We start from the raw sequence: 15,264 nt of genomic DNA, 5'->3' as shown, positions 1-15,264 counted from the left end.
GTAATCATTTGAGCGCCGCGATAACGGCGGCGGTGATGGCGTTCGTGCTGTCCTTGCCGGCAATGGTTCCAAGGCCCCGAGCGGTTGTCGCCTCGATCGCTTCCATGACGCGGCCGGCTGCGTCTTTTTCGCCCAAGTGCTCGAGCATCATCGCGCCGGACCAGATGGCGGCGATCGGATTGGCGATGCCGAGATGGGCGATGTCGGGCGCGGAGCCGTGCACCGGCTCGAACATCGACGGCGCCGAGCGGTCGGGATTGATGTTGGCGGAGGCGGCGTAGCCGAGCCCGCCCTGAATCGCTGCGCCGATGTCGGTCAGGATGTCGCCGAACAGATTGGAGGCGACGACCACGTCGAGGCTCTCCGGCGCCATGATCATGCGGGCGGCAAGCGCGTCGACATGATAGCTGGTCACGGTGACGTCAGAGTACTCCGCTGCCAGCTTGCGCGTGACCTCGTCCCAGAACACCATCGAGTATTTCTGCGCGTTGGATTTGGTGACGGAGGCAAGCTTGCCTCGCCGCGTCCTCGCTTGCTCGAAGCCGAAGCGCAGGATGCGCTCGACGCCGGCGCGGGTGAAGATTGAGGTCTCGACCGCGACCTCGTCCGCAGTGCCTTGATGCACGCGGCCGCCGGCGCCCGAATACTCGCCTTCGGTGTTCTCCCGGATGCAAAGGATGTCAAAGCTTTCGGCCCTGAGGGGGCTCGTCACGCCCGACAGCAGGCGGTGCGGGCGGATATTGGCGTATTGCACGAACGCCTTGCGGATCGGCAGCAGCAGACCGTGGAGCGAGACGGCATCCGGCACCTCCGCCGGCCAGCCGACGGCGCCAAGAAGGATGGCGTCAAAGCCCCGCAAGGTCTCGATACCGTCCTGCGGCATCATGCGGCCGGTCTCCTTGAAGAAGCGGCAGGACCAGGGGAATTCGGTTCCCGTCAAACCAAAGCCGGAATGTTTGGCTGCCGTTTCCAGCACCGTCCAGGCGGCGGAGGTGACATCACGGCCGATGCCGTCACCAGGGATAAGGGCGATCGAATAGGTTTTCATCGGCGTCTCTTCACAGGCTGATCAGGACGCTCTTGGTCCTGCGATTGGCGAGATAGGCTTCGCGGCCAAGATCCTTGCCGATGCCGGAGCGCTTGTAGCCGCCGGTCGGCAGGATGTGGTCGCGCGAGCGGCTGTAGCGGTTGACCCAGACGGTGCCCGCTTCGAGCTTACGCGCGAAACGCATCGTGCGCGACAGGTCGGAGGTGAACAGGCCGGAAGCCAGTCCATAGATCGGATGGCTGGACAGCGTCAACGCCTCTTCCTCGGTCTCGAAGCTCTGGACGGTCAGGACCGGGCCGAAGATCTCCTCGACGATCGCCGGATTGTTCTGATCGACATTGGCAATCAGTGTCGGCTGGTAGAAATAGCCGGTGCTGTTCATGGCGACGCCGCCCGCCAGGCATTCGCCGCCGGCCTCGACCGCGGCCCGCACAATGCCGTCGACGCGCGCACGCTGCCGCTCCGAGATGATCGGCGAATACTGGGTAGCCTCGTCCCAGGTCGGGCCGGGCCGGGCCGCCTTCATCTTCTCCAGGATCGCCGCCGTCAGCCGGTCGGCGACGCTCTTCTCGACGATCAGTCGGGTGCCGGCCACGCAGGCCTGGCCGGCGTTGTAGGTGACGCTGCCTGCGATCGCCGTCGCCGCTTTGCCCAGATCGGCATCGGCGAAGACGATCTGCGGGCTCTTGCCGCCAAGCTCCAGCGTCATCGGCTTGACGCCGGTGCGGGCGACATTCTCCATGATCGCCGATCCGGCGCGGGTCGAGCCGGTGAAGCTGATCTTGGCGATCTCGGCATGGCCGGTCAGCGCCGTGCCGGTCGTCGGACCGTCGCCCAGGACCACATTGATCAGCCCTGCCGGCAGGCCGGCCCTGACCGCGAGCTCTGCCAAATGGATAGCCGAGAAGGGCGTCATTTCCGACGGCTTCAGCACGACGGCGTTGCCCGCGGCCAGTGCCGGGCCGAGCTTCCATCCCGCCATCGAGATCGGAAAGTTCCAGGGTGTGATGGCGCCGACCACGCCATAGGGTTCGCTCACGATCATGCCGAGACTGGCGTCGTCTGTCGGCACCAGTTCGCTGCCTTCCTTGTCGGCGAACTCGGCGAAGAAGCGGATCTGCTCGGCGGTAACGGCGATGTCCCCGGCAACCACCTGACCAATGGGCCGGGTCGAGCACAGCGCCTCGATCCGGGCCAGCGTTTCGGCTTCCGCCTCGATCAGGTCGGCCCAGGCTTGGAGCGCCCTGGTGCGCTCGCGCGGGCGAACACCGCCCCAGTTGCTGGACTTCAGCGCGGCTTTGGCGCTTTCCACCGCACGGTCGATCATGTCCACGCCGGCCACGGGGCAGGCGGCGTATGCCTTACCGTCCGACGGGCGACGCATCTTGATCGCGCCCTTGGCCGCGATCAGCTCGCCGCCGATGAAATGGCCGGCGGGCAGGGGAACCGTGTCCGGATCGAAACTCAGGCTCATGGGCAACCACTCAGCAGCGTTGGCCGCAGCCTAGCGCGGGCGGGCAAGCAGCATGCGTTGTTCGGCGAAGCGCGGCGGACGATTGTTGCGTGCAGCCCGCGCGGGACGGCAAAATCTGTCGCGGTGGCGGAACGCCAGGCGCATCGGTTACCCGACCGTCACGTAGATCTTGCGCACGGTTTCGATCGTCTTCCAGACGCCGGTGAAGCCCGGCTTCATCACGAAGCTGTCGCCGGCGCGGTAGGTCACCGGCTGGCCGCCATCCGGGAAGATTTCGACCACGCCGGAGAGGATGTGGCAGAACTCGAAGGTCTCACCCTTGATCGAGCGCGTCTCGCCCGGCGTCGCCTCCCAGACGCCGGTGTGGACGAGGTCGCCCTTGGCTGCGTCCTGCGCCCAGGTCTTGAAGGCGGGGTCGCCGGCGATCAGCCGCTCCGGCAGCGCCCTGGATTGGCGTGGCGGGAAGGACGGGTCGGTATCGACGGTCTTGAGCAGGGACATGGAACGGCCTTTCAGGTTGGAGATTCAATAACCGCGCGATCGGTCGACGAGCCCGATCGGGTCGAGACCGGCGCGATGACGCTTGATGTTGTCGATGACGGCGCGCGCGGCGGTCTTGGGCTGGGTGACGCTGGCGACATGCGGGGTGAGAATGATCTTCGGATGCGACCAGAACGGGTGGTTGCCGGGGAGCGGTTCAGGATCGGTCACGTCGATCATCGCCGCACAAAGATGACCGCCGTCGAGCGCCGCGACGAGGGCCGCGTGGTCGAGTTGCGGCCCCCGGCCGGTGTGGATTAGTGCTGCGCCCTCCGGCAGTTTCGCGAACAGCTCGGCATTGAGGAAACCGCGCGTGTCCTGGGTGAGCGGCAGCAGGCAGACCAGCACATCGCTGGCCATAAGGATATTCTCCAGTCCGGGCTCGCCATGATAGCAGGTCACGCCCTCGATCCGCCGCGGCGAACGGCTCCAACCGGCAAGCGGAAAGCCGAAAGGTTTCAGCCGGTCGAGGACAGCCTGCCCGAGCTGTCCGAGGCCGAGCACGCCGATCCGGCGCAACCCTGCCTGGAGCTGCGGGATGTCGCGCCATTCGCCGGCGCGTTGCTGCGCCAGATAGGCCGGTAGGTTGCGGTGCAATGCGAGCACGGCCAGCGCGACATATTCCTGCATCATGCGCACGATGCCTTCCTCGACCATGCGCACGATCTTCACTGTTGCGGGCACCGCATCGAAGCGGAACTGATCGACGCCGGCACCGATTGAAAACAGGATTTCCAAATTGCGGTAGCGGGCCAGGTTTTCCGGCACCGTCCAGGTGATGAGATAGCGCACCACGTCGGGATTGACCGTCACAGCGTCCATGGTGAAGGCGACGTCCGGCATTTCCCGGGCAAAGACTTCGGCGAAGACCGCGCCGCGCCGGGCATCGGAGTTGAACAGGAACGTCATCCTGGTTGCTCCTTCAGGCCGAGCAGTGCGCGCCCAGCGCTTCGATCATCCGCTGGCAGGCGGCGAGTTCGCTGGCGAGGATGTATTCGTCCGGCTTGTGGGCGCGACCGATGTCGCCGGGGCCGCAGATGATCGCGTCCAGCCCGGCGGCCTGGTAGAGCCCGGCTTCCGTGCCGTAGCTGACGGCGGCGAGCGGCGCTTCGCCGGTCAGTTCGCTGAGCAGCGTTGCCAGCGTCGCGTCCTGCGGCAGCGACAGCGCCGGATAGGCGCTTAGCGGCGTCCACTCGACGCGAAAACCGTTGGCCTCACAGGCCTCCGCCCGCGCCCTTACCGGCGCGAGCAGGCTGGCCGGGTCGACGCCGGGTATTGCGCGGGCCTCGAGTTCCAGCGTGCAATAGTCGGGAATGATGTTGACCGATTGTCCGCCCGCGATCACACCCGCCTGCAGCGAGGAGCAGGGCGGCGCGAAGGCCGGGTCGAACGGACCATGCGTCAGCTGCTCGGCTTCGCTCACGACCGCGCTCAGCGTCTCGGCCATGGCATGGATGGCGTTGAGCCCGAGATCGGGGCGCGAGGAATGACCGGTGCGTCCCCGGATGGTCACGCGGGCGGCCGCCTTGCCCTTGTGGCCGCGCACCGCGCGCATGCCGCTCGGCTCGCCGACGATGACGCCGAGCGGCTTGGCGCAGAGTTCGGCCAGGCGGGCGATCAGGTGCGGCACGCCACGGCATCCGACTTCCTCATCGTAAGAGAAAGCAAGGTGGATCGGTCTGGCAAGGCGCAGTCCCGCCAGGTGCGGCACAGCCGCGAGCGCTGCGGCAAGGAACCCCTTCATGTCCGTGGTGCCGCGCCCGTGGAGCCGCTCGCCTTCGCGGCGCAGCGCGAAGGGAGATGAGCTCCATTGAGGCTCGACAGCGGGAACAACGTCCATGTGGCCCGACAGGATGTAGCCCGGGACATCGGCGGGGCCGATCGTCGCGAAAAGATTGGAACGATCGCCTTCTGGCCCTGGCAGCAGGGCGACCCGTGCACCGTGTTCGGCGAGATAGGCTTCGATCCAGCCGGCGATGTCACCGTTCGCCCTGCCTGCGACCGAAAGGCGACGAGACGGTCGAGGATGTCGAAGACGTCCATTCCAGCCCTCAAGGCGTTGGTTCGCAGGGATCGGTTCAGTTGACCGTAAGCTGCTCGATTTCCGCAGAGGGTGCGCGCGTCCTTTCGCGATTGCGTGCCGAAAGCGGAAGTGTTTCAGTTGAATCTAACGTTGGTGCGCGCCTTTCAAGCAAATCGTACCGGCCTGCTTAGTTAGCGTTGGCAGAGGCAAGGGGCGGACTTCGGCGTGTCGCCCTTTATTGCAGCAATCTTTCAGAGGCCTGAAATTGAAGCCGTCCGGAAGCTTGAAAATCGATACCTTTTCGATGCGCATCGGCGACATCGAAAAGGTCGAACTGGATCGGTTGCACGCCCTCTCGCTCTCTGTGGGATGGCCGCATCGGGCCGAGGACTGGCAATTCCTGCGCGAATCGGGACAGGGGTTCGTGGCGCTCGATGAAATCGGCCGCGTTCTCGGCTCGGCCATGTGGTTCCCGCATGGCGCCGATCTCGCGACGGTCGGAATGGTCATCACCTCACCGCGACTACAGACGCTGGGGGCGGGGCAATGGTTGATGAAGCGGGTCTTCGAGAATGTCGCCGGACGCGATCTGCGTCTCAACGCGACCCGTGCAGCGCGGCGGCTTTATCTCTCGCTCGACTTTCAGCCGGAGAAGACCGTCTATCAATGCCAGGGCATCGCCCGCGTGCCGACAACGGGCGGTCCGGCGGAGACGCGCGGCGATATCCGGACTTTGGACGCACGCGATGTTCCGGCAGGGATCGCGCTCGACGCGGCGGGATTCGGTGCAAGGCGGACAGCGCTCATTGAAAAGCTCTTCGCGCATTCGGCCGGCTATGGGCTTTTCAGGGGGAACAAACTGACCGCTTTCGCGCTCTGCAGGCCATTCGGGCGGGGCCATGTCGTAGGGCCGGTCGTCGCCGAAAGCGATGCCGACGCCGTGGCGACCGTGCGGCCGCACGTCGTCGATCATTCGGGGTCTTTCCTCCGAGTCGACACCCATGTGGACAATGGCGAGTTCGCCGCCTTTCTCTCGCACGCCGGAATGCCGGTCTTCGACACGGTGCTGACCATGTCGCTGGGCAAACGCCTTGCCGATTTTGCCGCCGGCGGCTCGGCTATGCCGAAGACCTATGCCCTTGCGAGCCAAACCCTCGGCTAGGTTGGCGTCGCTGTTCGTCGACCGAAGAGCCGGCCAACTTTCAACCATTTTAAAGTTGTTCCCTCGGCATCTTCAACTGGACGCTGCCCTCAAGCGTTGCGAGCTGAACGTCTGGATATGGGCTTGTCAGGCCAGAAACCGCCAGTCGAACTGGCGGAAACCTGCTGCAGCGCTGTCAAGATGTCAGGCGGGGCTCGTGGCGGCGCGGGAGACCGGCCTGATATGCGCGAACATGCTGCGCCCGTTCCAGGTAGGGAAGACTCTTACCAGCGACGGCGGTCCGTCGAGCTGGATACGGCCTCCGCCGATGGCCTGGGTCCAGCTAAGCTGGCCGGTGTGCCATTTGACGAAGGCTTCGGCTTCCGCCGTGATGTAGAGGTCCTCCTCGAAACCGGGGTATCTCTTGCAGATTTCGGTGTCTCCGAATTCGATGAGCAGCCAGTAGCGCTCTCGATGCGGCCGGCCGGTGAAGTCGAAACGTATGACGACGCGTCGATTCGGGAGCCGGTCTCGGCGGAACGCGTTGCACATGGACCAAAGTGCCACAAAGGGGTCGAGATGCTCGGGCGCGATCTCGAGCCAACGCGCACCCCACTCGCCGAGCGACTGGCAGACCCCGAACAGGGCGTGACCCGCCGAGGTGAGCTCGTAATGGTGCCCACGCCCGTCGGACTTGGGTGCTGACGCGATGACACCGAGCCGTTCCAGCTGCTTGAGCCGCTGTGAAAGGAGGGTATGGGAGAGTCCCGGCGCCCCCTCCAGGATTTCGCTGAAGTTTCCGCAGCCCAGGTGCAGGTTGCGGATGATCAGCGGTGTCCAGCGTTCGGCGAAGATCTCGGCGCCGCGAGCGATCGGGCAATACTGGCCGTATGTCCTCATGACACCACTGTTGCGCGCCCGCCTCCGCTTGTGAAGTCCAGATTTTTGACTATCCGGCCGCCTTACGCCGTGGTCCGATGTTGCCTCTCAACAGGAGGAGGAAACGATGACGACGCCGATAACCGCGGAGATCGATCGCGCAAGCACGAAGTCAGCCGCCGTGGAAATCGATGGGTTCCGAGGCCGGTTGATCAGTGCCGAGCACGCCGATTACGACCTCGCCCGCGCAGTCTGGAACGGTGCCATAGACCGGCACCCGCGGCTGGTCGCCCGATGCACCGGCACCGCCGACACGGTCGCGGCAGTGCGTTTCGCCCGCGACCACGATCTGGAGATCGCCATACGCGGTGGAGGCCACAACGTAGCGGGCACCGCCGTTTGCGACGATGGAATCGTCATTGACCTCTCGGCCATGAGGGGCGTGCGAGTCGACCCCACCAACCGCAGGGCCTGGGTGCAGGGTGGCGCGCTGTGGGGCGACGTCGATCATGAGACGCAGGCTTACGGTCTGGCCACCACCGGCGGTATCGTGAGCCACACCGGAGTGGCCGGACTCACCCTGGGCGGTGGCGTCGGCTGGCTGATGCGCAAGCACGGCCTCACGGCCGACAACCTCCTTGCTGTCGACATCGTGACGGCCGACGGCGAGCTGCTGCGGGCATCCGAGCAAGAGCACCCCGAGCTGATCTGGGCACTGCGAGGCGGCGGCGGCAACTTCGGCGTGGTCACCTCGTTCGAATTCCGCCTCCATCCCGTCGGGCCCAACGTCCTGGCGGGGCCCATCATCTGGGACGCAACAGACGCCGGAGAGGTCCTCCGATTCTATCGCGACTTCGTCCGCGACGCTCCCGACGAGCTCGGCACGGTCGTGAGGTTCGGCGCCGCGCCACCCCTACCGGTCATACCCGCGGATCTGCACTGGCGCCCGGTGATGATGGTCGGTACCTGCTATGCCGGGCCGATCGGGGACGGTGAGCAGGCGCTGCGCCCGCTTCGCACTTTCCGGACCCCTGTCGTCGACCTGGTTGCGGCCACACCGTATGTGGGATTCCAGAGCGCGCTCGACTCGACCGTTCCCCATGGTTGGAACTACTATTGGAAGTCCACCCACCTCCCCGAGCTCCGCGACGACCTCATCGACGTGATCATCGAGCACGCGTTCTCTTCTTCATCGCCGCGGTCATACGCGGTTATGTTCCATCTCAAGGGGGCCGTGAGCCGAGTACCCGAGGGCGGGACAGCGTTCGGCAACCGGCAGGCGTCGCACGCAATCACCCTCGATGCGGTGTGGCGGCCCGGCGAGGGCTTCGGCGACCGGGACACTGCCTGGGCAAAGGGGTTCTTCGGCGCCCTCGGCCGCTTCCGCGAGGGCGTCTACGTCAACTTCCTCGGCGGCGACGAAGATCCCGCCCGGGTCCGCGAGGCATACGGCGAAGCCGTCTACGACCGACTGGTGGAGGTGAAGACTGCGTACGACCCCGACAACACCTTCCACCATAACCAGAACATCCGCCCCGCTGGGTCGTGAACAATCGAGTTGGAGTAGGTTAAGACCTCCGTAATCACCGCCGGCAAGGCAGTGAGGATTTTGACGACAATTCTGACGGGATGTTGAGGCATCGCGCGAAGGGCCAGATCTCATACCATCAGGAGGCCCTGCCGACGGTCCTTGCTCAAGTTAGGCCATGTCGTACCAGATGGCGAACGACTGGAGAAAACAACTCCTCGCCGATGTAAGTTCCGGTATTCGCACGCTCGAAAAGCGACCCGGCGACGGCCGCATCCACAACCACTGGGATACCTGACTGGCGCGCTTGCGCCATTATCTCGTGGGCAATGCGCCCCTGGCCCTTGCCGACCACCGCCGGCACCGGCGTTTCGCCCTTGACGTAGCGCAACGCCACGGCCAGGTCGCCGGATACGAAGACTATGACTGCATTCTTCACGCCGAGCTTTGCGGGTTGCAACACCGCCTCGCGCCTCTGCCGCTGCTGTTCATGGCGGATCAACGGATCGCCTTCGAGATCCTTGTGCTCGCGCTTGTATTCGGTTGTCGTCATGCGCATGTCGCGCAGGAACAGCCAACGTTGAACCGGAACATCAATCACGCCGATGGCGACGAAGGCCAGGCCGGCGGCGATTCCGAGAGGCGTCAGGACCGCCTTGATCATCGGGCCCAGGCATGACGGACCGCAACCTGGCGCATCGAAAAGCGGCTGCAGCCATGTGATTAGCACGAACGCGAACAGGCACGCCAGCAGCACCAGCTTGATCACGCCTTTGGCGAACTCGATGACGTTGCGGAGCGACAGGATCTTCTCTAGGCCCTTGGCCGGATTTATGTGGTCGAGCTGCGGCTTGAGCGGCTCAAACGAGAAGACTGGTCCGAACGTCCCCAGCATGCCGAAGACGGCGGTCAAAACGACAACGATGCCAACCAGCGGCGGCGTGGCAAGCATCAGCAGCGACAACGAATGACGGATGGCGCGCAGGCTGACATCCCCGAACGGGCCGCTAGGCACGGTTACGGTCTGCACGAGTTCGGAGAGACGTTCGAAAAGCGTCGGCCAGAAAAAATAGAGATAGGCGAGCGCTGCAAGGAAAGTGAAGCCGGAGGTGAGGTCGCGGCTCTGCGGAACCTTGCCTTTGCGGCGGGCGTCGCGAAGCTTCTTGTCGGAAGCGGGTAGTTTCTTTTCCTCAGCTTCTTCGGCCATGTTGCAATCTTATCGCACTGGCGTGGTTCCAGTCCGTCGATGGTCTGTGTAAGGTGAGGACGGGCTTGAATACGGAGAGGTGGATATGCGGTTGCATGTCGTATTCTTGCCTGTCGTCATGGCGTTGGCGCTGTCCGGTTGCCAGACGGCCAGAACCGGCTCGGTCAGCGCGAAGGACCAACCCCCGGCCTCGCAGTCGGATCGACTGATCAAGCTTGCCGACGATATCAATGCGCGCGGGGACAGTGATACCGCGATAGCGCTCTACCAGCGTGCGGCGGCGATGCCGGACGCCAAGCCGGGTGTGTTCGTCAAGGCGGGTGATGCCTATATGCGGGCCGGATATCCGGCCGATGCCGCCAAAGCGTACCAGGCAGCGCTCGCAAAAGCGCCCAACGACGGCGAAGCGATGCTGGGGCTTGGCTCGGCGATGATTGAGGCCGGCGATATCGAGGCCGGCATGCGCGCGCTCGCACAGGCAGCGCCTTTGGTCAACAGCAGCGCCGCCTATAACCGATTGGGCGTGGCGCAGACATTTGCCGGCCAGACTGCCGAAGCGCAGGCGACCTTCGCCCAGGCATTGAAACTTGCGCCCGGCGATCTGGACGTCGAGACCAACATGGCGTTGGCGGCAGCCCTCGAGGACAACTCGGCCACCGCACTGCCGCTGGTGCAGAAGGTTGCCGCCGCACCCAAGGCGCAATTGCACCACAAGCGCAATCTCGTGATGGTCTATGGGCTTCTCGGCCAGGCCGATCAGGTTAAGGCTTCGCCGCCTATCGGATTGACGACCAAGGAGGTGACCACCTTGCTTGCGCGTGCCAGAACCATCCGGTCGAAGGGCACCACTCAGGCCAAAGCCAAGGCGCTCGGCTCCATCCTCGGCTAGCGCCTGAGGTGTTCCTATGCAAAGCCCGCCGCGCAAACAGGTGCTAGAGCAATTCCAGGAGAAGTGTGGAACGGTTTTCCGTCGGGAATTGCATAAAAACAAATAGTTAGAGCAGTTCAGCGATTGTGTGGATCGCTGAACCGCCCTGAACGGGCGATGATCGCGCCGGCTCACTCGACCGGAAGCGTCGTCTGCGGCGCTGCCGGCGCGCTGTTGGCGCCGCCGATCGGAGCCTCCTCGCCATCGAGATAACGACGGGCCGCGCGCGCGGTCGGCGCGGCGGCCGCCGGCCCCATGCGGCGGCCCTCGACGAGGTCGGGCTGGCTTTCGGCCATGCGCTGAAGATTGTAGGCATTGGCGCAGCCCGCCGGCAGATGGGAGCCGACGCCGGAGACGATAGTCAGGTCGGTCCTGGCGGCGGGGCTGTCGTCGTCGGCCGGTTCCGCCAGACATGCATTGGGAGCAAGGATCGAGCCGCTGACGCCTTTCTCGGAGCCGCCGGGATCGGTCGAGACATAGCTGTAGCCGGGCGAATACTCCTGCCGCTGTTGCGGGCTGTTCATGCAGCCGGCAAGAAACAGCGCGGGAAGCACGAAGCAGAAGGCGGTGCGCAATGTCATGGTCAATTCCCGCTATTTGATGATCAGACCGGTCGCCGACGCGTCCTTGGCGTGCTTGCGACTGAGCCGCTTGGCAGCCGGGCGATCGAGTGGGGTGGCGAGACTGTCCCGCACCGGCGCCACCAGATACGGCGTGATCAGGATCACCAGTTCGGTCTCTTCGTGCTGGAAGCGCTGCGATTGAAAGAGCGGGCCAAGCACGGGCACATCGCCGAGCACTGGAAATTTTTCCAGATTGCGCGAGGTCCGCTGCTGGAACAGGCCCGCGATCGCAAAGGTCTGGCCGCTGGCCACTTCCACCGTCGTGTCCGCTCTTCGCACCACGAAGCTTGGCATGGCAAAACCATTGGCGGTGACCGAGCCGGCATCCGACAGAGAGCTGACTTCCGGCTGGACATGGAGCGCGATGCGATTGCGGCCGATGAGGGTCGGGGTGAAGCCGAGGGATACGCCGAAAGGTTTGTATTGAACGGTCGTGACGTCGGATCCCTGCGCGATGGGCACCGGAATCTCCCCGCCGGCCAGGAAGTTCGCCGTCTGTCCGGTCACAGCGGTCAGGTTCGGCTCGGCCAGTATCTTGACGACGCCGTTGCGTTGCAGGGCCTCGATGAGGACGTCGAAATTGAGGCCGTGCGCCTGGTCGAGGCTCAGACCGAAATTCCCGCCGCCGCCCGAAGGCACGCCGTTGTCCTGGAACATGTTGAATTCGAAACCGCCGCTCTTGTACCCGACGGACCAGTCGACGCCATAAGACTGCAGTTCCGTGCGCGAGACTTCGGCGAAGCGGACCCGGATGTTGACCTGCTGCGAACCCTGCACGGTCATGTTGTTCAACGGCGGCTGTTCCGGCGGCGAGAACGTGCGTGCGACATTGTCCAGATCCTTTGCTTCATCGACGCCTCTTGCCTCGCCCGTGATGACGATGCGGGTTCCGAAAATGTGGAGGTTTGTCGCCGAATTCGGCTGCATGGCATGCTTGGCTTCGGAGGCGGGCGTGACATCGGGTGTGACGCGGAATTGAGCCGTCGCCTCGATCCGCTCGTCGGCGGTGACCGCAATAAGATTGGTCAGGCCGGGTTTGAGGCCGAAGACATAGACCATGCTTGGCGACACGACCTGGAGGTCTGCGATCGTAGTGTCGGCGACCAGGACGGATTCGACCGGCTCATTGAACCGCAGCAATCGGCCTTGCCCGACCGGCAGGTCGAGCGTTGGCTTGCTCGGCAGCGGCGATACGTTCTGCGCCGTTGCATCGGCAATCGTAAACAACAAGGTCACCAAAACGCCAACCGTCGCGATAGCGAGCCGGCGCATGTCCGTCCGCCAGGCGGAAGCGGCGGATCGAACGCCTGCTGCGGTATCGTGGATTGTCATGCTGTTCCTCTCCTGATTCCCCGGATGTCCCCAGTCGTCCGGCTGCCGTCATGAGGCTGCCTCCTGCGCGGCTTTCGCTTGAGCCGCCGGCAGCGCCTGGGCGCGTGCGCCGGCTCTTGCGCTGCGACCGGTGATTGTGGCCAGCGGCTGGACGTTGAATTCCTGCGCAAGTTCCTGGAAGGAAAGGACAGGAAGCTCGATCGCATTGTGCGTCAGCAGGCTGCGCATGTGACGGCGCACATCCATCGCGGCGAGGACGACCGGCGAGACGTCGCTGGAGCTGTGCGCCAGTGCTCGCTCGACTTCGCCGACCAGGGCCTGCGCATCATCATCCGAAAGGTTCAGGAATGTCCCGGTCGATGTGCTTTGCACAGCGTTGCGCAGAACATCCTCCGCCGACCGCTGCAGCACATAAGCCGCGATGATGTTGTTGCGGCCGGCGGAACGGAAGCTGATCTGGCGCTTCAGGGATGTACGGACGTATTCCGTCAGCAGGACGACGTCCTGTTCGCGTTGGCCCCATTCGATCAACGCTTCGAGGATAAGGCGCAGATTGCGGATCGGCACGTTTTCGCCGACAAGGCGGCGAAACACTTCCGCGATCTTCTGCAGCGGCACGATCTCCTGAGCCTGCCTGACCAGATCCGCATATTCCGTCTCCATGTCCGACAGCAGCCTGCGTGTCTCCTGGATGCCGACGAAATGCCCGGCATAGAGCCGAAGCGCATTTCCGGTCCATTTGGCGGCCGTTTCCGCGGGCGTGGAGAATACGAATCCGGCTTCTTGCAGCGCCGGGACGTGGCGGTCATCGACCCATACGAATTTGCGCTGGCCGGCGATCGAAGCAGCTTTTTCGTAAGTCACCTCCAGCAGATCGAGGTGAGTCAGGTCCGCTTCGACGAGAACGCGGGTGGCGGGAATTTCGGCGTCCAGGATGGGCGCGCCTTCCAGGTCGATGCGGATGCTTCGTGGTGAGAGCATCTCGTCGGTCTGCAAGCCGATGGCCGGAACATCGACACCGAGATCGCCGAAGAGTTCGCGGCGAACGCCGTCGGCGAGTGCGCTGAATTCGGGCTCCGGAATCGAGTCCGCGAGTTCGGAGCCGAGGCGTACGACCACGCGATATGTAGCAGGCAGCGTTCCCGTGGAAATTGCCGCAAGCGAGGCGGAACTGCCCCGTTGGTCCTCGACCGCTATCTGGCCGATGCCCTTGGGTTCGGAGTCCTGGGCGTTGTGGCGGCCGATGGCATAGGCGCCTGCGCCGAAGCAGGCGCCAAGAACCAGGAACACGATGGAAGGAAAGCCTGGCACCATGGCGAGGCCAACCATGATCACGGCTGCGAGGGCAAGCGCACGCGAGTCGCGCAGAAGCTGGCTCGTTATCTGCCGGCCAAGGTCGCCGGTTCCGTCAGCGCTGCCGACGCGCGTCACCATCGTGCCGGCGGCGACGGCGACGGGCAGAGCCGGTATCTGCGCCACCAGCCCGTCGCCCACGGTGAGCAGCGAGTAGGTCGCTGCCGCATCGCCCAGCGACATGTCGTGCTGCAGCGTGCCGACGGCGAAGCCGCCGATAAGGTTGACCAGGATGATCACGATCCCGGCGATGACGTCGCCCTTGACGAATTTCATGGCGCCGTCCATCGCGCCGAACAGCTGGCTCTCGCGCTCCAGCTGCTGGCGCAGGCGGCGTGCTTCCGCCTGATCGATATCGCCGTTGCGCAGCTCGGCATCGATGCTCATTTGCTTGCCCGGCAGCGCATCGAGCGTGAAGCGCGCGGCCACCTCGGCGACGCGTTCGGCGCCGCGCGCAACCACGATGAACTGCGCGACGGTGATGATCAGGAAGATGACGAGGCCGACCGCAATGCTGCCGCCGACGACGAAGGTGCCGAAGGCGGTAATGATTTCGCCGGCGTCGGCCTGGAGCAGGATCAGCCGCGTGGTCGTGATCGTGATCGCCAGCCGGAACAAGGTGGCGATGAGGATGACCGACGGCAGCGACGAGAATTGCAGCGGATGGGAAACGTAGAACGAAGCCAGCAGGATGAGCACGCTGATGGCGATATTCGCGGTGATGAGGATGTCCACGAGAAACGTCGGCAACGGGATGAGCATCATCACCACGGCGACGAGCATCAGGACGGCAATGACCAGATCGCTGCGCCGCGACAGCCTGGCAAGGAATTGCAGAAGCCGCTCCGGTACAGTCATGGTTGTTCAACGCCTCGTTGCGACAGGAAGCGCAGCAAGGCGCTGTGAGCCTCAGTCTTGCGCCCGGCCACGAGCAGGGCGCGGCTCTTCAGCAATGCAAGCGCCGGGTGGGCCATTCCTTCCAAGGTCTCCAGCCTGGCAATCGTGGCCAGCGCCTTTTCCGCTTCGCCATCAAGTATGAGCAGGTGCGCCAATGTCCTCAGGAGACCGGCATTTTCCGGCGCCAGCTGCGCGGCGATGAGCAGGTACGTCGCACCCCGCTTGGCCTGCCCATGACATCCGTAAAGATAGCCCAGGACATGCAGCAGATGGACCGTGTCATGCGGGTCG

At 64.4% G+C, this 15,264-nt stretch carries 13 protein-coding genes and 1 pseudogene; 3 read left to right on the top strand and 11 right to left on the bottom strand.

The features are described 5' to 3' along the window. Positions 1-4: 4 nt before the first annotated feature. The 5 genes and pseudogenes from EN874_RS27445 to argE form a co-directional block, all read right to left on the bottom strand. Entirely contained in the window at positions 5-1,048 is a 1,044-nt protein-coding gene (locus tag EN874_RS27445; protein ID WP_127428409.1) for a tartrate dehydrogenase, read from the bottom strand. A 10-nt stretch (positions 1,049-1,058) separates the two neighbouring features. Further along, complete coding sequence (locus tag EN874_RS27440) at positions 1,059-2,522, bottom strand: aldehyde dehydrogenase family protein (RefSeq protein ID WP_127428410.1); 1,464 nt, start codon at positions 2,520-2,522, stop codon at positions 1,059-1,061. A gap of 147 nt (positions 2,523-2,669) precedes the next feature. Continuing rightward, complete coding sequence (locus tag EN874_RS27435) at positions 2,670-3,023, bottom strand: cupin domain-containing protein (protein ID WP_127428411.1); 354 nt, start codon at positions 3,021-3,023, stop codon at positions 2,670-2,672. Positions 3,024-3,047: 24 nt separating this feature from the next. After that, entirely contained in the window at positions 3,048-3,971 is a 924-nt protein-coding gene (locus EN874_RS27430) for a glyoxylate/hydroxypyruvate reductase A (protein ID WP_127428412.1), read from the bottom strand. 13 nt (positions 3,972-3,984) lie between these two features. Beyond that, a pseudogene (gene argE, locus EN874_RS27425) lies at positions 3,985-5,105 on the bottom strand (acetylornithine deacetylase). A gap of 284 nt (positions 5,106-5,389) precedes the next feature. On the opposite strand from argE, the gene EN874_RS27420 reads away from it, so the two are divergent. Then, a complete protein-coding gene (locus tag EN874_RS27420) occupies positions 5,390-6,247 on the top strand; it encodes a GNAT family N-acetyltransferase (protein ID WP_189394142.1) in 858 nt (285 codons plus the stop codon). Between the two features lie 183 nt (positions 6,248-6,430). On the opposite strand, the gene EN874_RS27415 is transcribed toward EN874_RS27420, so the two are convergent. Beyond that, positions 6,431-7,126 carry a helix-turn-helix domain-containing protein gene (locus EN874_RS27415; protein ID WP_127428414.1) on the bottom strand — a complete coding sequence of 232 codons (696 nt, stop codon included), beginning with the start codon at positions 7,124-7,126 and terminating at the stop codon, positions 6,431-6,433. A gap of 106 nt (positions 7,127-7,232) precedes the next feature. Between EN874_RS27415 and EN874_RS27410 the strand changes: the two genes are divergently transcribed. After that, positions 7,233-8,654 (top strand): FAD-binding oxidoreductase, encoded by a 1,422-nt coding sequence (locus EN874_RS27410; protein ID WP_127428415.1) that lies wholly within the window; start codon positions 7,233-7,235, stop codon positions 8,652-8,654. 145 nt (positions 8,655-8,799) lie between these two features. Here the strand turns inward: EN874_RS27410 and EN874_RS27405 are convergent, their stop codons facing one another. After that, entirely contained in the window at positions 8,800-9,840 is a 1,041-nt protein-coding gene (locus EN874_RS27405) for an EscU/YscU/HrcU family type III secretion system export apparatus switch protein (protein ID WP_127428416.1), read from the bottom strand. A 118-nt stretch (positions 9,841-9,958) separates the two neighbouring features. On the opposite strand from EN874_RS27405, the gene EN874_RS27400 reads away from it, so the two are divergent. Continuing rightward, complete coding sequence (locus EN874_RS27400; protein WP_245513706.1) at positions 9,959-10,729, top strand: tetratricopeptide repeat protein; 771 nt, start codon at positions 9,959-9,961, stop codon at positions 10,727-10,729. 170 nt (positions 10,730-10,899) lie between these two features. Here the strand turns inward: EN874_RS27400 and EN874_RS27395 are convergent, their stop codons facing one another. Genes EN874_RS27395 through EN874_RS34555 form a run of 4 tightly spaced genes read right to left on the bottom strand, consistent with a single transcriptional unit; the run spans position 10,900 to position 15,128 of the window. Next, positions 10,900-11,349, bottom strand: a complete 450-nt coding sequence (locus EN874_RS27395) for a hypothetical protein (RefSeq protein ID WP_127428418.1) — start codon at positions 11,347-11,349, stop codon at positions 10,900-10,902. Between the two features lie 12 nt (positions 11,350-11,361). Continuing rightward, positions 11,362-12,723 carry a type II and III secretion system protein family protein gene (locus EN874_RS27390; protein WP_245513705.1) on the bottom strand — a complete coding sequence of 454 codons (1,362 nt, stop codon included), beginning with the start codon at positions 12,721-12,723 and terminating at the stop codon, positions 11,362-11,364. A gap of 48 nt (positions 12,724-12,771) precedes the next feature. Beyond that, positions 12,772-14,934 (bottom strand): type III secretion system export apparatus subunit SctV, encoded by a 2,163-nt coding sequence (gene sctV / locus EN874_RS27385; RefSeq protein ID WP_127428419.1) that lies wholly within the window; start codon positions 14,932-14,934, stop codon positions 12,772-12,774. Continuing rightward, entirely contained in the window at positions 14,931-15,128 is a 198-nt protein-coding gene (locus EN874_RS34555) for a hypothetical protein (RefSeq protein ID WP_245468211.1), read from the bottom strand. The genes sctV and EN874_RS34555 overlap by 4 nt, the downstream gene beginning before the upstream one ends. Positions 15,129-15,264: the final 136 nt, after the last annotated feature.

Origin of the sequence: Mesorhizobium sp. M1D.F.Ca.ET.231.01.1.1 (genome assembly GCF_003999155.2) — a bacterium.
GTDB lineage: Bacteria > Pseudomonadota > Alphaproteobacteria > Rhizobiales > Rhizobiaceae > Mesorhizobium.
This window is presented reverse-complemented; position numbering and strand designations above follow the sequence as displayed.